At 71.9% G+C, this 22,323-nt stretch carries 24 protein-coding genes; 10 read left to right on the top strand and 14 right to left on the bottom strand.

The window, feature by feature from the left end; genetic code table 11:
* Positions 1-8: 8 nt before the first annotated feature.
* Positions 9-905, bottom strand: a complete 897-nt coding sequence (gene mqnP, locus ACIRRS_RS14520) for a menaquinone biosynthesis prenyltransferase MqnP (RefSeq protein WP_402969878.1) — start codon at positions 903-905, stop codon at positions 9-11.
* A complete protein-coding gene (locus ACIRRS_RS14515) occupies positions 902-2,353 on the bottom strand; it encodes a menaquinone biosynthesis decarboxylase (RefSeq protein ID WP_402969875.1) in 1,452 nt (483 codons plus the stop codon). Before ACIRRS_RS14515 ends, mqnP begins: the two co-directional genes overlap by 4 nt.
* Before the next feature lie 102 nt (positions 2,354-2,455).
* Between ACIRRS_RS14515 and ACIRRS_RS14510 the strand changes: the two genes are divergently transcribed.
* The 4 genes from ACIRRS_RS14510 to ACIRRS_RS14495 all read left to right on the top strand — a co-directional run bounded on the left by ACIRRS_RS14510 (position 2,456) and on the right by ACIRRS_RS14495 (position 6,043).
* Positions 2,456-2,866: a PLD nuclease N-terminal domain-containing protein gene (locus tag ACIRRS_RS14510; RefSeq protein WP_402969873.1), complete on the top strand. Its 411-nt coding sequence runs from the start codon at positions 2,456-2,458 to the stop codon at positions 2,864-2,866.
* A gap of 440 nt (positions 2,867-3,306) precedes the next feature.
* Positions 3,307-4,908, top strand: coding sequence for an acyl-CoA carboxylase subunit beta (locus ACIRRS_RS14505; protein WP_402969870.1), 1,602 nt, complete (start codon positions 3,307-3,309; stop codon positions 4,906-4,908).
* A gap of 73 nt (positions 4,909-4,981) precedes the next feature.
* A complete protein-coding gene (locus ACIRRS_RS14500; RefSeq protein WP_402969867.1) occupies positions 4,982-5,191 on the top strand; it encodes an acyl-CoA carboxylase epsilon subunit in 210 nt (69 codons plus the stop codon).
* A gap of 228 nt (positions 5,192-5,419) precedes the next feature.
* The gene (locus ACIRRS_RS14495; RefSeq protein WP_402969864.1) at positions 5,420-6,043 is read left to right on the top strand and encodes a ScbR family autoregulator-binding transcription factor; all 624 of its coding nucleotides are present in this window, start codon (positions 5,420-5,422) and stop codon (positions 6,041-6,043) included.
* On the opposite strand, the gene ACIRRS_RS14490 is transcribed toward ACIRRS_RS14495, so the two are convergent.
* Entirely contained in the window at positions 6,037-6,795 is a 759-nt protein-coding gene (locus ACIRRS_RS14490) for a ScbR family autoregulator-binding transcription factor (RefSeq protein WP_402969861.1), read from the bottom strand. The two genes, ACIRRS_RS14495 and ACIRRS_RS14490, sit on opposite strands and share 7 nt — an antisense overlap.
* A 227-nt stretch (positions 6,796-7,022) precedes the next feature.
* Between ACIRRS_RS14490 and ACIRRS_RS14485 the strand changes: the two genes are divergently transcribed.
* Positions 7,023-7,985, top strand: a complete 963-nt coding sequence (locus tag ACIRRS_RS14485; protein ID WP_402969858.1) for a ScbA/BarX family gamma-butyrolactone biosynthesis protein — start codon at positions 7,023-7,025, stop codon at positions 7,983-7,985.
* Between the two features lie 7 nt (positions 7,986-7,992).
* Here ACIRRS_RS14485 and ACIRRS_RS14480 read toward each other — a convergent pair whose 3' ends face one another.
* The 7 genes from ACIRRS_RS14480 to hemL all read right to left on the bottom strand — a co-directional run bounded on the left by ACIRRS_RS14480 (position 7,993) and on the right by hemL (position 15,051).
* Positions 7,993-8,379 carry a hypothetical protein gene (locus tag ACIRRS_RS14480; protein WP_402969855.1) on the bottom strand — a complete coding sequence of 129 codons (387 nt, stop codon included), beginning with the start codon at positions 8,377-8,379 and terminating at the stop codon, positions 7,993-7,995.
* Between the two features lie 166 nt (positions 8,380-8,545).
* Entirely contained in the window at positions 8,546-9,673 is a 1,128-nt protein-coding gene (gene ccsB, locus ACIRRS_RS14475) for a c-type cytochrome biogenesis protein CcsB (RefSeq protein ID WP_402969852.1), read from the bottom strand.
* A 3-nt stretch (positions 9,674-9,676) separates the two neighbouring features.
* On the bottom strand, positions 9,677-11,455 hold the full coding sequence (locus ACIRRS_RS14470) for a cytochrome c biogenesis protein ResB (protein ID WP_402969849.1): 1,779 nt from the start codon (positions 11,453-11,455) through the stop codon (positions 9,677-9,679).
* A gap of 2 nt (positions 11,456-11,457) precedes the next feature.
* Positions 11,458-12,249 (bottom strand): cytochrome c biogenesis CcdA family protein, encoded by a 792-nt coding sequence (locus ACIRRS_RS14465; protein WP_402969847.1) that lies wholly within the window; start codon positions 12,247-12,249, stop codon positions 11,458-11,460.
* Positions 12,246-12,854, bottom strand: a complete 609-nt coding sequence (locus tag ACIRRS_RS14460; RefSeq protein ID WP_402969844.1) for a TlpA family protein disulfide reductase — start codon at positions 12,852-12,854, stop codon at positions 12,246-12,248. The genes ACIRRS_RS14465 and ACIRRS_RS14460 overlap by 4 nt, the downstream gene beginning before the upstream one ends.
* 164 nt (positions 12,855-13,018) lie before the next feature.
* Positions 13,019-13,669, bottom strand: a complete 651-nt coding sequence (locus ACIRRS_RS14455; protein ID WP_402970461.1) for a histidine phosphatase family protein — start codon at positions 13,667-13,669, stop codon at positions 13,019-13,021.
* Positions 13,670-13,722: 53 nt separating this feature from the next.
* Positions 13,723-15,051: a glutamate-1-semialdehyde 2,1-aminomutase gene (gene hemL / locus ACIRRS_RS14450; protein WP_402969841.1), complete on the bottom strand. Its 1,329-nt coding sequence runs from the start codon at positions 15,049-15,051 to the stop codon at positions 13,723-13,725.
* 455 nt (positions 15,052-15,506) lie between these two features.
* Here hemL and ACIRRS_RS14445 point away from each other — a divergent pair, with 455 nt between their 5' ends.
* Positions 15,507-15,995 carry a hypothetical protein gene (locus tag ACIRRS_RS14445; RefSeq protein ID WP_031063450.1) on the top strand — a complete coding sequence of 163 codons (489 nt, stop codon included), beginning with the start codon at positions 15,507-15,509 and terminating at the stop codon, positions 15,993-15,995.
* A 43-nt stretch (positions 15,996-16,038) separates the two neighbouring features.
* Here the strand turns inward: ACIRRS_RS14445 and ACIRRS_RS14440 are convergent, their stop codons facing one another.
* A complete protein-coding gene (locus ACIRRS_RS14440) occupies positions 16,039-16,533 on the bottom strand; it encodes a MarR family winged helix-turn-helix transcriptional regulator (RefSeq protein ID WP_402969837.1) in 495 nt (164 codons plus the stop codon).
* Positions 16,534-16,608: 75 nt separating this feature from the next.
* On the bottom strand, positions 16,609-17,883 hold the full coding sequence (locus tag ACIRRS_RS14435; protein WP_402969834.1) for a hypothetical protein: 1,275 nt from the start codon (positions 17,881-17,883) through the stop codon (positions 16,609-16,611).
* A 149-nt stretch (positions 17,884-18,032) separates the two neighbouring features.
* Between ACIRRS_RS14435 and ACIRRS_RS14430 the strand changes: the two genes are divergently transcribed.
* Positions 18,033-18,680, top strand: coding sequence for a DUF4291 domain-containing protein (locus tag ACIRRS_RS14430; protein ID WP_402969831.1), 648 nt, complete (start codon positions 18,033-18,035; stop codon positions 18,678-18,680).
* A gap of 10 nt (positions 18,681-18,690) precedes the next feature.
* Here ACIRRS_RS14430 and ACIRRS_RS14425 read toward each other — a convergent pair whose 3' ends face one another.
* Complete coding sequence (locus tag ACIRRS_RS14425; RefSeq protein ID WP_402969828.1) at positions 18,691-20,331, bottom strand: RICIN domain-containing protein; 1,641 nt, start codon at positions 20,329-20,331, stop codon at positions 18,691-18,693.
* Between the two features lie 245 nt (positions 20,332-20,576).
* Entirely contained in the window at positions 20,577-20,816 is a 240-nt protein-coding gene (locus tag ACIRRS_RS14420; RefSeq protein ID WP_402969825.1) for a chaplin, read from the bottom strand.
* Between the two features lie 349 nt (positions 20,817-21,165).
* Here ACIRRS_RS14420 and ACIRRS_RS14415 point away from each other — a divergent pair, with 349 nt between their 5' ends.
* The 3 genes from ACIRRS_RS14415 (at position 21,166) to ACIRRS_RS14405 (ending at position 22,312) form a co-directional block, all read left to right on the top strand.
* On the top strand, positions 21,166-21,408 hold the full coding sequence (locus tag ACIRRS_RS14415; protein WP_402969822.1) for a chaplin: 243 nt from the start codon (positions 21,166-21,168) through the stop codon (positions 21,406-21,408).
* Positions 21,409-21,517: 109 nt separating this feature from the next.
* On the top strand, positions 21,518-21,787 hold the full coding sequence (locus ACIRRS_RS14410; RefSeq protein WP_402969819.1) for a chaplin: 270 nt from the start codon (positions 21,518-21,520) through the stop codon (positions 21,785-21,787).
* Between the two features lie 141 nt (positions 21,788-21,928).
* Entirely contained in the window at positions 21,929-22,312 is a 384-nt protein-coding gene (locus ACIRRS_RS14405) for a hypothetical protein (protein WP_402969816.1), read from the top strand.
* The last annotated feature ends 11 nt before the right edge of the window (positions 22,313-22,323 follow it).

Genomic DNA, 22,323 nt, shown 5'->3' with positions numbered 1-22,323 from the left:
CGGTGGCGTCAGACGCCCAGACCGCGGACGAGCAGGTCCAGCAGGGCGAAGAAGAACAGCGAGACGCCGACAAAGCTGTTCGTCTGGAAGAACGCCCGGTTGAGCTTGGAGAGGTCGTTCGGCCGGACGATGGTGTGCTCGTAGACGAAGGCGCCCGCGACCACGGCCAGGCCGAGCCAGAAGGCCACCCCGGCGTGGGTCAGGACGGCGAACCACACCAGCAGCAGCGTCGTCAGGAGGTGGCAGACCCGCGCCCCCCGGATGGCCGCGGGCACGCCGAAGCGGGCCGGGACGGAGAGCACCCCGTGCTCGCGGTCCGACTCCACGTCCTGGCAGGCGTAGATCAGGTCGAAGCCGCCGATCCAGATGCCGACCGCCGCGCCCAGCACCACCGCGTCCCAGGACCAGCTGCCGGTCACCGCGAGCCAGGCGCCGACCGGGCCCATCGCCTGCGCCAGGCCGAGGATCGCCTGCGGGAAGTTGGTGAACCGCTTCCCGTACGGGTAGACGACCATCGGCACCACGGCCACGGGCGCGAGCGCCAGGCAGAGCGGGTTGAGCATCGCCGCCGCGCCGAGGAAGACCACCAGCGCGACCGCGGACCCGATGTACGCCGTCCTCAACGAGACGGCGCCGGTGACGAGTTCGCGCCCCGCCGTCCGCGGGTTCCGCGCGTCGATCTCCCGGTCGATGATCCGGTTGGCCGCCATGGCGAAGGTCCGCAGACCGACCATGCACACGGTGACGATGAACAGCTGGCCCCAGTGCACCCGCCTGTCCGCGAGGAACATCGCCGTCAGCGCCGCGATGTAGGCGAAGGGCAGGGCGAACACCGAGTGCTCGATCATCACCAGGCGCAGGAACGCCTTGGTGCGCCCCGGGGTTTCGACAGCGGCCGTGCTCACAGCCCGTACTCCTTCCAGCGGCGCGACACCAGCGCGGCCGTCTCGGGGTCCGAGGAGACCATCTCCGGCCAGCCCCCGTCCCGGGTGTACCCCTCCTCGGGGAGCTTGCGGGTCGCGTCGATGCCCGCCTTGCCGCCCCAGAACTGCTGGTACGAGGCGTGGTCGAGGTGGTCGACCGGGCCCTCGACGACGGTGAGGTCGCGGCTGTAGTCGACGTTCCCGAAGGCCCTCCAGGCGACCTCCTGGTAGTCGTGCACGTCGCAGTCGGAGTCCACCACGATGATCAGTTTGGTGAGCGACATCATGTGCGCACCCCAGATGGCGTGCATCGTCTTCTGGGCGTGCTTGGGGTACTTCTTGTCGATCGAGACGATCACGCAGTTGTGGAAGCCCCCGGCCTCGGGCAGGTCGTAGTCGACGATGTCCGGGATGATGATCTTGAGCAGGGGCAGGAAGAACCGCTCGGTGAACTTGCCCAGCGGGCCGTCCTCCGTCGGCGGCCGGCCGACCACGATGGACTGCAGGATCGGGCGGCGCCGCATCGTCACGCAGTCGATCGTCAGCGCGGGGAACGGCTCCTGCGGCGTGTAGAAGCCGGTGTGGTCGCCGAACGGGCCCTCGGGGAGCATCTCGCCGGGCTCCAGCCAGCCCTCGATCACCACCTCCGCGTCCGCGGGGACCTGCAGCGGCACGGTCTTGCAGTCGACCATCCGCACCCGCTCGCCCGCGATGAACCCGGCGAACAGGTACTCGTCGATGTCCCCGGGCAGCGGCGCGGTGGCGGCGTAGGTGACGGCCGGCGGGCAGCCGAAGGCGATCGCGACGGGCAGGCGCTCGCCGCGCTTCTGGGCGACGGCGTAGTGGTTGCGGCTGTCCTTGTGGATCTGCCAGTGCATGCCGATCGTGCGGCGGTCGTGCCGCTGGAGCCGGTAGAGGCCCAGGTTGCGGATGCCGGTCTCGGGGTGCTTGGTGTGGGTGAGGCCCAGGTTGAAGAAGGAGCCGCCGTCCAGCGGCCAGGTGAACAGCGCGGGCAGGTCGTCCAGGTTCACGTCGTCCCCGGTGAGGACGACCTCCTGCACCGGCGCGTCCTTGACGTTGCGCGGCGGGACGTGGGCCATCGAGGCGAGCTTGCCGAAGGCGTCCCGGAACCCGGTGAAGCCCTGCGGCAGTTCGGGCTTGAGCAGGCCGGCGATCTTCTCGGAGATGTCCTCCGGGCCCTTCAGGCCCAGGGACTTGGCGAGGCGGCGCTCCGTCCCGAAGACGTTCATCGCCAGCGGCATCGAGGAGCCCTTGACGTTCTCGAAGAGCAGCGCCGGGCCCTTGGCCTTCTGCACCCGGTCGACGATCTCGCCGATCTCCAGGTGGGGGTCAACCTCCGCCTTGATGCGCTTGAGGTCGCCTTCGCGGTCGAGGGCCCGCAGAAAGGAGCGGAGATCGTCGTATGCCATGCCTGTCAGTATCCGCCACCAGATAGCCTGGCCCGGTCAGGGGCCCGGGTCGGGCGCCCGCCGCCGCCCACCACCGCCGTCGTTCGGGGGGAGATCGCCGCCATGCTGCGGATTCTTCTGACCATCGTCCTTCCGCTCGCCCTCTGGGTGTGGGCGTTCATCGACTGCCTCACCACCCCCGAGGACGAGGTCAAGCACCTGCCGAAGGTCGTCTGGGTGCTCATCGTGCTGCTCTTCCCGCCGCTGGGCCCGATCGCCTGGCTGATCGCGGGCAAGCAGCGCGGCTTCCTGCGCACCGCGCCGGCCACCGCCGACGGCTCCCCGCACCCCGCCGGGCGCGGCGCCCGGCAGGTCGCCCCGGACGACGACCCCGCGTTCCTCGCCTCGCTGAACGAGCTGAAGAAGAGCGACGAGCACCACGAGGAGATGCTCAAGGAGTGGGAGGCCGATCTGCGCCGCCGCGAGCGTGAGCTGCGCGGCAGGGACGAGCCCGAGGACGGCCAGAAGCCCTGACCTCCACTCCCTCCAACAGCCCACCCGGACGGCCCCGGGTGGGCTGTGGCGTTTTTGGCGCTTCCCTACGATCGGGGGCCCTTCGGCCCGCATCGCCCCGACTCGGGCGGCGGTCGACGGCCGACGGGCGCCGACACCCCGAAACCCCAGCCCACGGCCCGTCCGGACGGCGCTGACCTGCACGTTCCTTCATGCTCAGATCATCAGACCATCATCTTCGCGCCAACCCCGCGTATTCGAACGGACACCGACCGCTCACACTCCGGCCCGTCCGCTTCTGTGCAGGAGCCACAGCTAAACGAACCCGACCTTGTACGGAATCGACGCCGAAACCGACCCTCGGCCCCTCGTACAGTCATAAGTGAAGAAAGTGATTCGCAGCCGGGGGCACAGCAGACGTTGGCTGTCGGACAGTTCCCTCACCCTTGGAGTGGTTCGAGATGACGGTTGTGCATGAGGCGCCGGTCGGCGACGAGGTCCCCGAGACCCCGGCCGACGCCCGCGGGCGGGTCGCCGAGCTGCACGCACTGCGCGAGAAGGTGCTCCGCGGCCCCAGCGACAAGGCCACCGAGGCCCAGCACGCCAAGGGCAAGCTGACCGCCCGGGAGCGCATCGAGCTCCTGCTGGACGAGGGCTCCTTCCACGAGGTCGAGCCGCTGCGCCGCCACCGCGCCCAGGGCTTCGGCCTGGAGGCCAAGAAGCCGCACACCGACGGTGTGATCGTCGGCTGGGGCACCGTCCACGGCCGGACCGTCTTCACCTACGCCCACGACTTCCGGATCTTCGGCGGAGCGCTGGGCGAGGCCCACGCGCAGAAGATCCACAAGATCATGGACATGGCCATCGCGGCCGGCGCGCCCCTGGTGAGCCTCAACGACGGCGCCGGCGCCCGCATCCAGGAGGGCGTCACCGCCCTGGCCGGCTACGGCGGCATCTTCCAGCGCAACACCAAGGCCTCCGGCGTCATCCCGCAGATCTCGGTGATGCTCGGCCCCTGCGCCGGCGGCGCCGCGTACTCGCCCGCGCTGACCGACTTCGTGTTCATGGTCCGCGAGACCTCGCAGATGTTCATCACCGGCCCGGACGTCGTCCAGGCCGTGACCGGCGAGAAGATCACCCAGAACGGCCTCGGCGGCGCCGACGTCCACGCGGGCGTCTCCGGCGTCTCCCACTTCGTCTACGACGACGAGCAGTCCTGCATCGAGGAGGTCCGCTTCCTCCTCTCGATGCTCCCGCAGAACAACCGCGAGATGCCGCCCGTCGTCGTCACCGACGACCCGGTCGAGCGCCGCAACGACAGCCTTCTCGACCTGGTGCCGGCGGACGGCAACCGCCCGTACGACATGCGCAAGGTGATCGAGGAGATCGTCGACCACGGCGAGTACCTGGAGGTCCACGAGCGCTGGGCCACCAACGTGCTCTGCGTGCTGGCCCGCGTCGACGGCCACGTCACCGGCATCATCGCCAACCAGCCGCAGTCGCTGGCCGGCGTGCTCGACATCAACGCCTCCGAGAAGGCCGCGCGCTTCGTCCAGATGTGCGACGCCTTCAACATCCCGATCGTCACCCTGCTGGACGTGCCCGGCTTCCTGCCCGGCGTCGACCAGGAGCACGGCGGCATCATCCGCCACGGCGCCAAGCTGCTGTACGCGTACTGCAACGCCACCGTGCCGCGCATCTCGCTGATCCTGCGCAAGGCCTACGGCGGCGCGTACATCGTGATGGACTCCCGCTCGATCGGCGCCGACCTCTCCTACGCGTGGCCGACCAACGAGATCGCCGTCATGGGCGCCGAGGGCGCGGCCAACGTGATCTTCCGCCGCGAGATCAACGGCGCCGAGGACCCGGACGCCATGCGCGCCCAGAAGATCAAGGAGTACAAGAGCGAGCTGATGCACCCGTACTACGCGGCCGAGCGCGGCCTCGTGGACGACGTCATCGACCCGGCGGAGACCCGCCAGGTGATCGCCTCCGCCCTCGCGATGCTCCGCACCAAGCACGCCGACCTGCCCAGCCGCAAGCACGGCAACCCGCCGATGTAGCACGGCGCCACCGCGCCGCGGGCCGCTCCGAGTGCCACCACACACCAACCGCCACCGGGGGAGAAACCAGATCATGACCGCTTCCGCCGAACCTCTCGTCCGCATCGTGCGCGGCTCCCTGTCCGTCGAGGAGCTCGCCGCCCTCACCGCCGTGCTGGCCGCCCGCGCGGCCGTCGCCCAGCAGGCCGCGGCCTCCGCACCGGTCGAGCCCATCGCCAACTGGCAGCGCCTGGAGCGCCGCCCGGCGTACTACTCCCCCGTCAGCTGGCAGCAGGCCGCCTGATCCCGCCTTCCGGACGGCCGGTCACCCCGTAACGGGTGGCCGGCCGTCTCGGCGTGCGGGCCCGCGCGCACAGCGCGTCCACCGCCCGTACAACCGGCCCCGACAAGCGGAACCGGCTCGGTAGGATGCCTAGCGGACGGTCCGCGGCCACACCGCACCGCCGGCCGCCCCCGGACCGGTGACCCCCGGACCGGCGGCCGGGGCACCGGAACTACCAGGGAGGCTGCGATGGCCAGGCAGGCCCGCGCACTGGCGACCCGCCAGGCGGTGCTCCTCGCGGCGGCCGAGGTCTTCGACGAGCGGGGCTACGCCGCCGCCACGATGGCCGAGATCCTGGAGCGCGCCGGCGTCACCAAGGGCGCGCTGTACTTCCACTTCCGCTCCAAGGAGGAGCTGGCGCTGGCCGTCATCGAGGGCCAGGGCATCTGGATCGCCTCCTGGGAGCCGGACTCCGACGGCCCGGTGCAGCGGCTGATCGACCTCGGGTACGCCTTCGCGCACGCCCTCCAGGAGGACGCGCTGGTGCGCGGCAGCATCCGGCTCACCATCGAGCACGGCAGCTTCACCCAGCCCCAGCGCGCGGCCTACCAGGGCTGGATGGACCTGGTGGCCGAGCTGCTGGGGCAGGCGAAGGCCGCCGGGGACCTCCACCCGGGCATCGAGCCGGCGGCCGCCGCCGGGGTGATCACCGGGGCCGTCACCGGCATCCAGCTCAGCTCCCAGGTGCTCACCGACCGGCAGGACCTCGTCGAGCGGATGACCTCCATGTGGACCCTGCTGCTGCCCGGCCTCGTCCAGCCGCACGCGCTCGCCCGGCTGAGCGTGGCCGACCGCACGGCGGGCGCTCAGTAGGCGTAGGCGCCCACCCGCTCCAGGGGGACGAGGGCGGGCAGCAGCGCCGTCCAGACCCGGCGGACGCCCTCCGGGCCGAGCCGCTCCGGGCGGCCCCCGGCCAGCAGCACCTGACCGGCGGCGACGGCGGTGAGCAGTTCGGCGGCGGCGCGCCGGTCCACCCCGGGGCACAGCTCCCCGGCGTCGTGGGCCCGCTCCAGCAGGCGGTGGACGACGGCGGTGAGGCTGCGCCAGGTGGAGTCGGTGCCCGGCGGGGCGTCCCCGCCCTGGGGGCAGAGCCCCTCGTGGCGGGCCGCGTACCGCCCGAGCCGCACGCCGGCCCGGACCACCACGTCCTCGCGCAGCATCCCGGCCAGCTCGTGCGAGAGGTCGATCAGCCCCTGGAGCGGTCGCCCCTCGGTGCGCAGGGCGCGCAGCGCGGCCGAGCCGATCTCCCGCCCGGCGGCGGCGCGCACGCCGTCCGCGAGCGCCTGTTTGGAGACGAAGTGGAAGTAGAGCGCCCCCTTGCTCACGCCCGCCCGGCGACTGATCCCGACCAGGCTGGCGCTCTCGAAGCCCACCTCCGCGAAGGTGTTCGCCGCCGCGACCAACACGGCGCTCCTGGTCCGTTCCGCGCGTACCTGTTTGACCACTGGCCCCCGCCCCTTTGGACTCGGCCGGACGCGATCCCCACCCCGTCCGGCTGCTGTCAGCACGCCGTCGACTGCGGCGAGCAGCGCCTCGCATGCGCACGGCGATGGCCGAAACCGCATGGTTGGTATCTAACCTAGCGCCCCCGTCGACCCCGCCGTTCAGCGGGGACGGCCCCCCACCCAAGGTCGGGGGTCTCCCGACCAGCGTTTTCGCAGACCAGAGGGGGTACGTAGAACTTCTCGACCGAGGTGACCCCAGCCACAGAACACATACCGGGTGGTATGTATGTTTTGCTCCGAGCGTCCGGAGCGGACGCTCGACCGACACCCTGACCGGGGAGCCAGTCATGCCACCGATCGTAGAGCCGGACGCCCCGGACCCGTACGCCCACCCCGGCGGCAACGCGTCCACGGTCTACGACTTCCACGACCGGACGGTCTCCCGGCAGCTGGTGCACCGCGCCTGCGTCTCCGAGGTCCTGCTCACCGGCTGGCGCGCCACCGGCCCGTACGACTTCCTGCTCGGCGCCCAGTGGCCCCGCCTCCACGGCCACTACCGGCTGCCCGGCGGCCGCTGCCACGACCCCGTCCTGATCGCCGAGACGGTCCGGCAGGCCGCGCTGCTCATCGGCCACGCCGGGTTCGGCGTCCCCCGGGACCACCGGTTCGCGCTCACCGACCTCTCGTACGGCCTCGGCGAGGGCGGCCTGCCCGGGCTCGCCGTCACCCCCGGCCCGGCCTCGCTGATGCTCGCCGCCCGCTGCGAGGACGTCCGGATGCACCAGGGCCGGCTCGCCTCCCTGAGGGTCCGCGCCGAGATCACCCGGGACGGCCGCCCCGTCGGCCACGGGGACGGCCAGCTGCGGGTGCTCACCCCCGCCTCGTACGCCCTGCTGCGCCCCCGCCCGGCCCTGCGCCCCGCCGCGGCCGAACCGGGCGCGGGCGGCGCGGTGCTCGCCCCGACGCTGCGGCCCGACACCTGGCTGCTGCGGCCCGAGGCCGAGCACCCGGTGCTCTTCGACGCCGGGCAGGACCACGTGCCCGGGATGCTGGTGCTGGAGGCCGCCCGGCAGGCCGCCCAACTGCTGCGGCCCGAGCCGGTGGTGCCCGTGGAGCTGGTGACCTCGTTCGAGCGCTACATCGAGCCGGACCGGCCCTGCCTCGTCCGCGCCGTCCACGAGGGCCTGCCCCGCGAGGGCCGCCGGGGGCCGGTGCTCGTCCGCTTCGTCCAGGACGGGAGGACGGCCGCGGAGTGCCGGCTGCTCGTCGAGCCGGCCGGATCCGACGCCCGCCTCCCCCTGGCCGGTTAGGCCCTGTCTAAGCCGCTGCCAGGGCCGCCGGGCGGCCCGCGTGCATCACGCTGAGGTTCGCCGCCAGCCGGACCGGGTCCTGGGCCAGCCAGAGCCGCAGGGCGGCGCCCAGCATCGCGCTGGCCGACTCGATCCGGACCTCGGTGACCTGGGCGATCCGGGCCGCCCCCGGCACCAGCAGGTCGGCCAGCGGGGCCGGCAGCCACACCGTCAGCGCGCAGGGCGCCGGCGACGTCAGGGCCCCGAGCAGCCGGTACGCGTCCTGCGGCGAGCTGAGCGTGGGGATGACGTCCAGCAGGCCGTCGGCCACCACCTCGGACACGTCGCTGCGGTGCCCCTGGGCGAGCCGCCGGAGCAGCAGCTGCTCACGAGCGGTGATTCGGACGGTCAGCATGACCTCGTCGCACTCCATTGCGCGATCTCCTCCTCAAGTCCCTCCCGCACCGGCCGGCGGCCGGTGCGAATACTCCTGATACCCCTGGCACCCCTGACACCCCTGTCACGACTCGGCCCGGCTATCTCCTTCGGAAAGCCGGGCCGGTGGGTGTGGGCGCCTCCGGTCAGATCCCCGCGTAGGAGTGCTTTCCGGTGACGAAGATGTTCACGCCGTAGTAGTTGAAGAGCCAGCAGCCGAAGGCCGCCAGCGCCAGGTAGGCCGCCTTGCGGCCCTTCCAGCCGGCCGTGGCGCGGGCGTGCAGGTAGCAGGCGTAGGCGACCCAGGTGATGAACGACCAGGTCTCCTTCGGGTCCCACTCCCAGTACTTGCCCCAGGCCGCCTCGGCCCAGATCGCTCCCGCGATGATCGTGAACGTCCACAGCGGGAAGACCAGCGCGTTGATCCGGTAGGACAGCTTGTCGAAGGTGGACGCGGCCGGCAGGCGGCGCCAGATCGAGGCCGAGGTGCCCAGCGGGCCGGTGGTCAGACCGGAGGCGATGCGCTTCTCGAAGGAGTCCTTGCCGAGGTAGAGCAGGGTGGCGATGAAGGCCGCGTAGAAGGCGCCGCCGCAGAAGATCGCGGTGGAGACGTGGATCGCCAGCCACGGCGAGTGCAGCGCCGGGACGAGCTGCTCGGAGTCGGTGTAGAGCACCGTGGTGGCGATGCCCAGGGTCAGCAGCACGGCCAGCACGACCGGCAGGCCCAGCCAGCGCACCTTCTTGCCGGCGGCCAGCAGCACCACGTACGCGGCCGTCATGGCGAAGCCGAAGGCGCAGGAGAACTCGTACATGTTGCCCCACGGCCAGCGGGAGACCGACAGGCCGCGGGAGACGATGCCGGCGCCGTGCAGCAGCAGGGCCAGGACGGTGAGGGAGACGGCGATGCGGCCGGCCAGGTCGGCCCGGTCGCTGGTGCCGGCCGCGCCCGGGCCGTCCACCTCGTCCGCGCCGCGGCCGCTGGTGACGACCGTCGCGCCCTCGCCCGCCACGGCGGTGCGGGTGAGCGTGGTGGTCCGGCCGCCCGCACCGGCCACCGTGACGGTGACCTTCTTGGCGCCCTTCCCCGTGCTCTCCGCCACCGTCTCGGACAGGCTGCCCGACTGCTCCTTCGAGCGGACGGCGACGGCGCCCTTGCTGCCGAAGGTCCACTCGATCATGTGGGCGAACATGGCGAGGGTGTAGACCACCATGGCCGAATAGATCAGCTTGTTGGAAAGATCGGCCAGCTGTGGGTCGACCGAGGCGAGTTGCACCGTCTACTCCTTGGAGTTCTGGTCGGCGGGGGCAGGTTCCGCGGGTGCGTCCGGGGCCTCGGGATCGGGGCTCGGGTCGTCGTCCGTCGTGGGTGGTTCGAGGGCCTCGTCCGTCGAGGGGTCGTCCTCGTCGTCCGTCGCGGGGGCGTCGTCCTGGAGGTCCACCGCGAGCTCCGCCAGCTCCTCGGCGATCTTCGCCGACTCGCTGCGGCTGAGGCCCGCCAGCTCCACCTGGGTGCCCCCGCCCGGCAGGACGACCGCCCGCACCCAGATGCGGCGGCGCTGGATGAACAGCGAGCCGATCAGGCCGAGGATCGCCAGCACGCCGCCGGTCAGGGCGACCTCGTTGCCCGGGCGGTGGGAGATGTTGAAGCTGGCGAAGCGCTTGTAACCGTCGAAGGTGAGGGTGCCGTAGCCGTCCGGGAGGTCCCAGCCCTGGCCGGGCTTGAGCCGGACCCTCGCGGGCTGGCCGTCCTGCATCAGCTGGGTCATCTTGCGGGTTTCCAGCTGGTAGATGTTCTGCGGCCGGCCCGCGTCGTTGCCGAGGTCCCCCGCCCAGACGTTGAGCACCAGCATCGGGTTGGCGTCGTCCGGGAAGAGCGAGATCGGGCCGGTGCGCTCGAAGCTGTCCGGCGCCGTCGGCAGGAAGTTGCCGGTGAAGCCGAGCTGGGTCTTCTTGCCGTCCGGGCCGGTGCCGTAGTCGGACACCTTCACCACGCCGGTGGAGGTCTGGTTGGCGTCCTGCGGCAGGAACGGCGTGGCGCCGTGGTAGACGACCTCACCCTTGGCGTTCCTGACGGTCACCACGGGCGCGAAGCCGTGGCCGATCAGGTAGACCTTGCTGCCGCCGATCTCCAGCGGGTGGTTGACCTCGATCTTGCCGGGCTTCGTCTTCGTCGGGTCGCTGCCGGTGGAGTACTGGACGTTCGCGGTGAACTGCCGGGCCGCGCCGACCTGCGAGCCGGTGGCCTGGAAGCGCGCGGTGAAGCTGTCCAGCTTCAGGTAGAAGGGGTCGAGGTCGTCCGTGCCGTAGAACGGGGTGCCGTCGAAGTCGTCGAGCTGGGTGATCGTGTTGGCGTAGCCCTCGCCCTCGATCATCAGCTTGCCGGCCGTGCCGGAGGCCAGGCTCGCCCAGGCGAAGCCGCCGAGCAGGGCGAACAGCGAGAGGTGGAACAGCAGGTTGCCGACCTCGCGCAGGTACCCCTTCTCGGCCGCCACCGAGCCGCCCGACAGGTGCGCCCGGAAGCCGCGCCGGCGCAGCAGCCGGTGCGCGGCGGTGTTCACCGCCTCCGCGTCGGCCCCGGTGCGCCAGGCCGCGTACACCGGCATCCGGGTCAGGTTGCTCGGCGCCGCCGGCGGGCGGGAGCGCAGCACGCCGACGAACTGCCAGGTGCGCGGCACGATGCAGCCGGCCAGCGAGACGAACAGCAGGATGTAGATCGCGGAGAACCACACCGAGCTGTAGACGTCGAACAGCTGGAGCTTCTCGTAGACGGGCGCGACGGTGGTGTGCTGCGCCTTCCAGGCCGTCACCTTGAGCGCGGCCTGGCTGCCCTGGCCGTTCTGCGGGAGCAGCGAGCCGGGGATGGCGGCCAGCGAGAGCAGGAACAGCAGGATCAGGGCGACCCGCATCGAGGTCAGCTGACGCCAGGTCCAGCGCAGCCAGCCGATCACCCCTATGCCGGTGGGGCCGTCCGACTCGACCGGCGCGGTGCTGAGCCGCTCGGCCGCGGTGTCCTCCGGTGCCGGCGGCTGCTCGGCCTCGGTCGTGGTCTTGCTCACGCTCAGATTCCGATCTGGAAGTCGCCGGTCCAGGACTGCATGTCGCTCACCATGGCGTCCCACGCCCCGGTGACGAGCAGCAGACCGACCACGACGAGCATGCCGCCGCCGATCCGCATGACGAGCGGGTAGTGCCGCTTGACCCAGCCGAAGGCGCCCAGCGCCCGGCGGAAGGCCAGCGCGGCCAGGATGAACGGTAGCCCGAGGCCCAGGCAGTAGAAGGTCATCAGCAGGGCGCCGCGCGCCGCGTCGGCCTGGTTCATCGCGAGGGTCTGGACGGCCGACAGGGTCGGGCCGATGCACGGGGTCCAGCCGACGCCGAACACCACGCCCAGCAGGGGGGCGCCGAGCAGGCCGATCGCCGGGCGGCGGTGCGAGCGCACCTCGCGCATGCTCAGGCCGGGCACGAGGCCCATGAAGGCCAGGCCCATCACGACCGTCACCGAGCCGAGCACGATCGAGATGATCCGCTGGTGCTGCTGGAGGGTGTCGCCGAACTGGCCGAACAGCGCGCCGGTGGAGACGAACACCGCCGTGAAGCCGAGGACGAACAGGCCCGCGCCGGCCAGCATCCGGCCGCGACGCGCGCCGCGGGCGTCCGCGAGGTCGGCGGCGGAGAAGCCGGTCACGTACGAGAGGTAGCCGGGCACCAGCGGGAGCACGCAGGGCGAGAAGAAGGACAGCAGGCCCGCCGCCGCCGCGATCGGGGCGGCGAACAGCAGCGCCCCGCTCTGGACGGTGGTGAAGGTGTCGGCGAGGGCGACGGTGTGGGCGGCGGCGGTATGGGCGCTCACTTCTTCGGCTCCGCGACCACGGGCTGCAGCATCGACTCCAGCGCGTCGTCGACCGTGCCGCCGAAGGCGCGGGCGGCGAGCTTGCCGTCGCGGTCCACGATCAGGGTCGTCGGGATGAACTTCGGGTTGAGCGCGCCCTTGGGGAACTTGAGCAGCTCGGTGCCGGCCGGGTCGAAGATGCTCGGGAAGGTGACGCCCTTCTCCTGCTCGAACCGGATGGCGTTGACCTTCTCCGAGTCCCTGGTGTTGATGCCGAGGAACTGGACGCCCTGGTCCTTGTACTTCTCCCAGACGCGCTGGAGGTCGTCCGCCTCGCCCCGGCACGGGCCGCACCAGGAGCCCCAGATGTTGACCACCACGACCTTGCCCCGGTAGTCGGAGAGCTTGACCTGGGCGCCGTCCAGGGTCTCGCCGGCGATGTCCGGGGCGTCCTTGCGGTCGCCGGGCTCGGCCTTGGAGATGTTGGTGCCCTTGACGGTGACGAAGCCCACCTGGTCCGCGCCGTTGCCCGAGGAGCCCGAGGAGGAGCATCCGGTGAGGGCGAGCGCGGCGGCGGCCGCGGTGGCGGCGGCTGCTGCGGCGACACGGGGACGGGGGCGCGTCATGGCAGACATGTGAAAAGTTTCGCATGGAGGTCGGGGCGGTCTCGCCGGGGTCCCGCCCTGCGCGCCGCACCCCTTCTGACCTGGGACGCAAGTGGGCCGCCCGGCGGTCACCGGGCGGCCCGAGATCATACTTACCCACCGTTTACGCGGGCCTGGCGTAGCGTTCAGGCGCCGAAGCTCTTGCCCACCGGCTTGTCGCCCTTCTTGCCCTTGCCCACCAGGTGCGCGGGCAGCAGGTCGCGGGCCGGCTCGCGGTAGCCGACCGAGACGATCCTGTCCCCCTCGAAGGTGAAACTGGTCAGCGAGGCCAGCGAGCACTGCCGCTTGCGCGGGTCGTGCCAGAGCCGACGGCGCTCGACGAAGGAGCGCAGGATCCAGATCGGCAGCTGGTGGCTGACGCAGACCGCCTCGTGCCCGCGCGCGGCGTCCCGGGCGGCGCCGATCGCGCCCATCATCCGCACGACCTGGTCCAGGTAGGGCTCGCCCCAGGACGGCTTGAACGGGTTGGTCAGGTACTTCCAGTACGCCGGGTTGCGCAGCGAGCCGTCCCCGACGCCGAAGGTCTTGCCCTCGAAGATGTTCTCCGCCTCGATCAGCCGCGCGTCGGCGGCGATCTCCAGGCCGTGCGCCTTGGCGATCGGCTCGGCGGTCTCCTGGGCGCGCTCCAGCGGGGAGGCCACCACGTGGGTGACGTCCCGGCCGGCCAGGTCCTCGGCGACGCGGTCGGCCATCCGCCGGCCCAGCTCGGACAGGTGGTAGCCGGGCAGCCGCCCGTACAGGACGCCCTCCGGGTTGTGGACCTCGCCGTGCCGCATCACGTGGACGACGGTGATCTCCTTGGCGCTCACTCTTCCGTACTCCTTCTCGGTCACGCGGTGGCGGCGGCAGCGGCGCGCGCGGCGGCCGGGAGGGCGGCGGCGATGCGCTCGATCGCGCGCTCGTCGTGGGAGGCCGAGACGAACCAGGACTCGAAGGCGGACGGCGGCAGGTAGACGCCCTCGGCGAGCATGGCGTGGAAGAAGGCGGTGAAGCGGTACGCCTCCTGGGTCTTCGCCTCGTCGTAGTTCGTGACCGGCGCCTCGGTGAAGAAGACCGAGAACATGTTCCCGGCGGTCTGGAGGCGGTGGGCCACGCCCTCCTTGGCGAGCGCCTCGGTCACCAGGCCGGAGATCTCGGCGGAGACCTTGTCGACCGTCGCGTACACCTCGTCGGTGCAGCCGCGCAGCTGGGCCAGGCCGGCCGCGGTGGCGATCGGGTTCCCGGAGAGGGTGCCCGCCTGGTAGACGGGGCCGGCCGGGGCGAGGTGGGCCATGACGTCGGCGCGGCCGCCGAAGGCCGCCGCGGGGAAGCCGCCGCCCATGACCTTGCCGAAGGTCAGGAGGTCCGGCGCCCAGCCCTCGTGCGCGGCCTCCAGGCCGTACCAGCCGGCCTTGGAGACGCGGAAGCCGGTCATCACCTCGTCGGAGACGAACAGCGCGCCGTTCTCCCGGCAGAGGCGGGCCAGGCCGCCGTTGAAGCCGGGCAGCGGCGGGACGACGCCCATGTTGCCGGGCGAGGCCTCGGTGATGACGCAGGCGATCTCGCCCGGGTGCGCGGCGAAGGCGGCCTCGACGGCGGCGAGGTCGTTGTACGGGAGCACGATGGTGTCGCCGGCCTGGGCGCCGGTGACGCCGGGGGTGTCCGGCAGGCCGAAGGTGGCCACGCCGGAACCGGCGGCGGCCAGCAGGGCGTCCACGTGACCGTGGTAGCAGCCGGCGAACTTGACCACCTTGGCCCGGCCGGTGAAGCCGCGGGCCAGCCGGATGGCGGACATGGTGGCCTCGGTGCCGGAGGAGACCAGGCGGACCTGCTCGACCGGGGAGACCCGGGAGACGATCTCCTCGGCCAGCTCGACCTCGCCCTGGCCGGGCGTGCCGAAGCTGGTGCCCCGGGTGACGGCGGTCTGCACGGCGTCGATCACGGCGGGGTGCGCGTGGCCGAGGATCATCGGGCCCCAGGAGCAGACCAGGTCGACGTACTCGCGGCCGTCGGCGTCGGTGAGGTAGGGGCCGGTGCCGGACACCATGAAGCGCGGCGTGCCGCCGACCGCGCGGAAGGCGCGCACCGGGGAGTTGACGCCGCCGGGCGTCACGACCGAGGCGCGGTCGAACAGCGACTGGGACTGAGGGGCTTCATAGGGGTAGCTCACAAAGGACATGGTCTCAAATCGTGTCCTTGCCCTCTGCATGTCGGACCCGATCATCTGGAACGATGATCCGGGCACCGTTGTCGGTACGGTTGTCCGTACAGTCCGTAGAGTCCATGCCGTGAGGGGCCGCCGGTCACTCGCGTGCGCGGACCGGTCAGACTGTGAGCACACCGGGCGCGTGAGCGCGCCGGGTGGGTGGCAGGGGTGTGGAGAGGACTGCCGCGTACCGCGAATGGGTACGGCGGCGCATGACGGGTAAGGAGCACGTCCGGAGGGACGCCGGGCGTGCGGGGGTCTGTCGATTCCGGCGAATTCCGGTGAGGATGGTCCGAGTGTCCGAGGCGCAGGACGGCTACGACGAGGCGGCGGGTGGCTCCCGCAGGCCTGCCGAAGCCGCACGCGGGGGTACGGGAGCGGGTACGGGGCGTGGCCGTCGCGGCGGCGAGAGGCGGGGTGAGGGTCGCGTGGGGGTGACGTACAAGTACTTCGGCGCACCGGACCGCGCGACCGCCGCGAGAGTGCCCACCGCGCTCGGCCCCGGCGGGCTCGGGCTCGACGCGGGCGAGCTCGGCGCGCTCGGGCGGCTCGGCGACCTGATGGAGACCAGCGGCTCTCCCAACGGGCACCTCTCGACCAAGATCAAGCCGGAGACGATGAGCGCCATGGTGCTCACCGGCATCCAGGGCGTTCCGCTGCACCAGGTGCCGCCGCTCGAACTCGTCGTCCTGCACCCCGACTACGCCGTCGTCCAGCTCCCGCACAACGTGGTGGAGCCGCTGCGCAAGGCGGACGAGACGGAGCTCGGCGCGGCCGCGTTCATCTGGTCCACGGTTCCGGACCGGCGGGGGCCGCGCGACGCCTTCGTCATCTACACGATGCTGCACGAGTGGCAGGACTTCGCGAACCGGCTGCACGACGCGGGGCACCAGCTGTACTGCCTGGTCTGGCCGTAACAAACCGCTCGTACGGGTGGCTTGACGGGCCGTCAGCGGGCTTTCAGTGGGCTCGGGGGCGGCGGGCGCGGCGGACGCTGCGTTCGCCCTCGACGGGTTCGGCGAGGTGGCCCTCCACCAGGCGGGAGAGGGCGGAGACGAAGACCTCGCGCTCGGGGCCGGGCAGGGCGTCCAGGAGTTCGCGGTGGACGCGGTCGGCGATCGCGCTGCCGCGCTCGACGGCGCGGGCGCCGGCCTCCGTCACCGTGACGATCCGGGCCCGGCGGTCTGCCGTGGAGGGGTGGCGCTCGGCCAGGCCGGCCTTCTCCAGCTCGTCGACGGTGACCACCATGGTGGTCTTGTCGACGTCCGCGAGCTCGGCCAGCTGGATCTGGGTGCGCTCGGCCTGCTGGGCGTGGAACAGCACGCTGTACGCGCGGGGGGTGATCCCCAGCTCGGCGAAGGCCGCCGCCATCCTGGTCGCGAGCACGTGGCTCGCGTGGTCCAGCAGGCCGGACAGGTCGCGCACGTGGTGGTGCGCGGGCGGGGTCGTCGTCATGCGGTCGAGGTTAGCAACGGCCCGTCCAGGAGCGGATGATCCCGTTGCGAACCATTGCGCGCGTCCCTCGGCCGGTTACGGGATGCCCAGCTCGAAGAGCGCGTACCCCGCGTACCAGCCGGCCGCCAGGACGGGCATCGCGAACATCCCGACCAGGGTCGAGGTCCGCACCCGGCGCAGGGCCACCGCCAGGCCGATGAACAGCGGGAAGGCGGGCAGCAGGTAGCGGGAGATGTTGCCGAAGATCTGGTTGCTGCTCAGGGCCGTGACGATGGTGAACCCGGTGTAGAGCCAGAGCACCAGCGGCGGGCGGGCGTGCCGGAGCAGCACCAGCAGGCCGGGCAGGGCCATCAGGAGGGCGATGGCGATGAGGTCCGGCGCGGGGTTGGACTGCCAGAACGTCCAGTGGCCGGTGATCACGTCCATGATCGTGCGCAGGGTGGAGGCGCCGCCGTCGAAGTAGCGGTTCCAGGCGCCGCGCTGGAGCTTGAAGTAGCCGCCCCAGTCGCCCATCCGCCAGCCGACCCAGGCGATGTAGCCGATCAGGCCCCAGGGGGTGATCAGCATCGCGGTCAGCGGGCGGGCCACGCCGTCCGTACGGCGGATCAGCGCCACCAGCGCGGAGATCGAGACGGCGGCGATCAGTGCGGCGGCGGTCGGTCGGTTGAGGCCCGCGACCAGGGTCAGCACACCGGCGGTCAGCCAGCTGCGGGTCATCACGCAGTAGCAGGCCCAGGCGGAGAGGGCGACGAAGAGGGAGTCCGAGTAGACGGCCCACTCCACGCCGGAGCCGGGGAACAGCCCCCAGATCACCGCGGCGATCACCCCGGCGCGGTAGCCGCCGAGCCGCTCGGCGACGGCGAAGATCCCGGCCGCGGCGACGAAGGAGGCCACCACCGAGACGGCGATGCCGGAGCCGTACGGGCCGAGGCCGGTGACGGCGCCGACCAGCCGCATCAGCCAGGGGTAGAGCGGGAAGAAGGCGGAGGAGTTCTCGTAGTACGTGGCGAGCGGGAAGCCGTGCAGCGGGATCAGCTGCGGGTCGTAGCCGTTCTCGGCGATGCGCTGGTACCAGGGGCCGTCCCAGGTGCCCAGCACGTCCCAGGGCTGGGCGCCGCCGCCGCGGCCGACGTCCTTCTTGAGGTAGTCACCGGTGTGCGAGAGCAGCACCATGAAGACGGTCAGCCCGATCGCCTTGACCACCGCGTACGCGCCGAGCGCGGGCGCGAACCGGTCCACCAGCTCCCCGAACCGCCCGGACGACTCCCGGGGCCGCTCCTCCTCCCCCGGCGCCACCGGCTCCGCGGCGGGATCGGCGCTGGACGACTCGGTGCTCGATGCCGTGCTCATCTGCTCTCGGTGCTCCGCCCCGCTCATGGCTCCCGCGCGGCTTCGGCGCAGCGATGTCCCGAGAGCCTACGGCACACCCCCTCCCCCGCCCCTGCCACGGCCTGTAAATCCCGTGGCGCCCGGCGGGTGCGGCGCTGGACGATGCCGCCATGCCCAGCGAAGAGCCGATGCGCCGGATGCCGGCGCGCGAGACACCGGTGCGTGAGACACCGGCACGCGACATACCGGTGCGTGAGATCAGGGCCGCCCACACGGCGGACACGCTGACCGTCTACCAGGCCTTCGGGCCGGAGATCGCCGGGCCGGCGGTGGCCGAGGGGCGGTTCCCGGAGGCGTTCTCACGGACGAGGATGATGTGGATCAAGCCCTCGTTCCTCTGGATGATGCACCGCAGCGACTGGGGCCGCAGCCCCGGCCAGGAGCGGGTCCTCTCGCTGGAGATCAGCCGGGCGGGCTTCGACGGGGCGCTGGAGCGGGCCGTGCTCAGCGGCTACACCGGCCGGGTGCACGAGTCGCGGGCGGCCTGGCAGCGCGAGCTGCGGCGCAGCCCGGTGCGGGTGCAGTGGGACCCGGAGCGCGGGGTGGACCTCGGCCCGCTGGCCTGGCGGGCGATCCAGGTCGGGCTGCGCGGGGAGGCGTCGCGCGCCTACGCGGACGAGTGGATCACGCGGATCACGGACGTGACGGCGCTGGCCGAGCAGGTGCGGCTGACGCGGGACCCGGCGCTGCTGCCCGTCGAGACGCCGTACCCGGTGGGTGCGGCCGTCGCCGCCCGGGTGGGGGCGGCGACGGTCTGAGGGGCCGGGCTCAGCCGTGGAGGTAGACGATGCCGAGCTTGGTGAGCTGCCAGTGCTGGGCGGGGTCGCCGGTGTCGGTGGCGAGTTGGACGTAGGGGTTGCCCTTGGGGTCGAGGGCGCTGGAGGCGGCGAGGACCTTGGTGGGGTCGGCGGAGTCGGCGATCGTGTAGGTGCCGTCGCCGACGGGCTTGAAGACCCAGTGCTGGTTGGCGCCGGCGTTGCAGCCCCACTGCTGGATGCGGGTGCCGGGGGCGGTGGCGGCCGCGTCGGCGTCCACGCACATGTTCCGGTTGCCGCTGAAGTCCAGCTCGTAGCTGCCGCCGGCCTTGGCCTCCAGGACGAAGGACTGGTTGAGCCCTCCGGTGGCCGGATAGGTGATCGCCGCACGGCCGTTGGTGGAGTCGCCGTAGGTGCCGCCGCCGGTGAGGTCGAGGGCGTTGCCGCTCGCGGCGTTGGTGAGCTGGTACCAGGAGCCGTCCTCCGGCGCGTCCCCGAAGGGCTTGCCGGGGCTGAGCGGCTGGATGGAGGTGGTGTTCTGCTGGTTCAGGGAGCAGTAGGCCTGCGGCAGTTCGGGCCGGGCGAAGAACTGGCCGAGGCAGACGCCCTCGCCGCGGTAGCCGGCCACCCGCAGGTGGTACGACTGGCGGACCATGTTCATGCACAGGCCGGGGATGCCGATCTGCGAGTCGCAGCCGTTGCGGGCCCACTCGGCGAGGTTGATGACGTCCCCGTTGGTGTACTCGTACGGGGAGCTCGTCCACTCCGCGCAGACCTCGTGCCCGAAGGCGACCCTGCGCTGGTCCAAGTACCGTACGCCCGGCACCTGTTCGGCCGCTCCACGCAGGGCGTCGCTGAAGGTGGGCACCACCCAGTTGTGGCCCCAGGCGAGGTCCTCGGGGAAGGCCGGGCAGCCGTCCGTGATCTTGCCGAGGTAGTCGTTGCGGCGGATGTCCGGGGTGATCGGGTTGAAGTAGGACTGGTAGACCAGCTGGTACGAGGAGTCGGCGTAGCCCGCGTTGCGCATGGTCTGCCGGATGTTCTGCAGCGCGGCGACGACCTTCGGCTGGACGGCCTTGGCGCGGCGGCGGATCTCGTCGCTGCCGATGGTGTCGCGGCAGCCCTGGTCCTTGGGCACCGGGAAGTACTGCGCGAGGCAGTGCATCATGACGCCGCTGAAGTCGAAGTCGTCGTTGGCGCCGATGGTCACCACGACCATCTTGACGTCGAACCTGGCTGCCGTGTCGGCGAGTTTGACGTCCTGCTTGGGCTCGCCGAAGTCGCCGCTGCCGGGGCCGGTGATCTTCGCGAGCGCCGGGTCGCTGACCAGGTCGCCGGTCTGGGCGCCCGAGCAGGCGAGGTCGACCGGGGTCACCCCGGGGATGTCGGTGACGAAGATCTCCGACTTGGGGTGCCGGTGGCAGTAGTTGGTGGGGGTGTCGGTCTCCGGGAAGTACCCGTCGTTGGTGTCGGTGCCCGCGCCCTCGCCGGAGATGGCGCTGTCGCCGAGGGAGACGATCGCGGCGGGGCGGGCGGTGGCGGGGGCCGGGGCGGTGGGGGTGTCGGCGAGGGCGGCGGGGGCGCCGACGAGGCCGAGGGCCGCGACGAGGGCGCCGGTGGCGAGCAGCGCACCCGGCGATCGGAACCTGATCACACGCAACTCCTTGCGGGGGTGGGGGAACCGCCCGGACTGGGGGTGCCGCGCGGCTCGGAGCAGGAGGAGCAAAAGATGAGCAGGTCTCACATTAGGTACTGACAAGTAGTGCAACAAGGCTTCTGACAGCACCTCAGGCCCGGGAGGACCCCGGGAGGACCCCGGGAACGACGAAGAGCCGCCGCTCCGCGCCCCAGGAGGGAAGCGCGCAGCGGCGGCTCGCACCGGCCGAACCGGGTGCTGGGTCAGCCCAGGTTGGCGCAGTGGTTGCCGAACGCCGGGTTCAGCAGGCCGATCACGTTGATGGTGTTGCCGCACAGGTTGACCGGAACGTGGATCGGGATCTGAACCTGGTTGCCCGAGATGACACCGGGGGAACCCGCGGCGACACCCTCGGCGCCGGAGCTGGCCATCGCGGTGCCGGCGCCGGCGGCCACGATGCCCACCACGGCCGCGCCAACGGCGGCGGTCTTCTTGATGCTCATGCGAGCCTCCTAGCTGTTCAAACAGAGATGCACGGGGAGTGCGACATCTAGAACGAGACCCGCCCTGACCGGTTGCGACGGTGCGCGCACAGTCACCCGTCTGGAGCAATGGCGACCCCGACCGGCATTCGGGTGATCACCTTCGGCCGGACCGTTTCCCCTCCGCCTCCGTCTCGTTCTCCCCTACGACGCGGCGGCTGCGTCCACGCCCGAGCCATGGGCGTCCACACGCCGGTGTGCGCCGCCGGAGTGACAATCCGGAAATCCCAGCAGACCTCGGGCGAGCAATTCCCGCTCGCCCGCCTCCCGACATTTCCCAACGGTCGGGCAGAAAACGGAGGAAGAACAGATGCGTAACTTCAAGAAGGCCGCCGCCCTGTCCCTGGCCGCTTCCGGCCTGGTCCTCGGTGCCGCCGGCGGCGCGTTCGCCAGCTCCGGCGCCGAGGGTGTCGCCGCCGGCTCCCCGGGTGTGCTCTCGGGCAACCAGCTCCAGATCCCGATCCACATCCCGGTCAACGTCTGCGGCAACTCCATCAACGTGATCGGCCTGCTCAACCCGGCGTTCGGCAACACCTGCGTCAACGCCGGCTGAACCGGCCGTCGCCGCACCGGCGACGACTGATTCGACCGAGCCCGTGCCGCGCCCCGGAGTGCGGGGCGCGGCACGCTCCACCCGTGTGTGATCGAGGAGATCAACCCCCATGCAGAACATGAAGAAGGCCGCCGTCCTCTCCGCCGCCGCTGCCGGCATGCTCCTGGGCGCGGCCGGCTCCGCCGCCGCCAGCTCGGGCGCCGAGGGCGTCGCCGCCGGCTCCCCCGGTGTCGCCTCGGGCAACCAGATCCAGGTTCCGGTGCACATCCCGATCAACCTGTGCGGCAACTCGATCGACGTGGTCGGCCTGCTGAACCCGGCCTTCGGCAACACCTGCATCAACGCCGACGCCCACCCGCACCCCGCGGACGACTGCTGATCTCCGATCGGCAGCCTCCCCCGGCCCCGGCCGGGGGACCCCCAGCGGCCGTACCGCCCCCCGACCGACCGGCCGGGGGGCTGTTCGGCATCCCCGGGCGAGCAACCGCCCGGACCCCCGATCCACCGAAGGGTGATCCGCATGCTTCCGAAGACCTCGATGAAGAGCGGGGCCGGCCTGGCCGCCGCCGTCGGCGCCGTGGTGCTGCTGGGCGCCGGTACGGCGCAGGCCGCCCCGGCCCCCGCCGCGGGCCCGGGCCCGGCGACGCTGGCGAAGACGGACGTCGGCCAGGCCCTGAACGGGACGACCTCCGGGCTGGGCTACGGCGTCGCGCCGATCAAGAGCCTGCGCCTGGACCCGTGGGCGAACTCCTCGGCCGACGTGCTGAACAACGGCGCGACCGTCAAGCCCGACCAGGGCCTCGCCCCGGTCGGCACCGACCTGCTGACCGGGCCGCTCAGCGCCGGCGGCGGCGTCAAGGACCTGCCGCTGGTCGGCGGACTGAGCGGCGTGCTGCCGGGCTGAGCCCGCGCCGC

The organism is Kitasatospora sp. NPDC101183 (assembly GCF_044767945.1).
Classification (GTDB): domain Bacteria; phylum Actinomycetota; class Actinomycetes; order Streptomycetales; family Streptomycetaceae; genus Kitasatospora.
The sequence above is the reverse complement of the archived record's forward strand: the minus strand, read 5'-3'. Positions and strand labels throughout refer to the sequence as shown.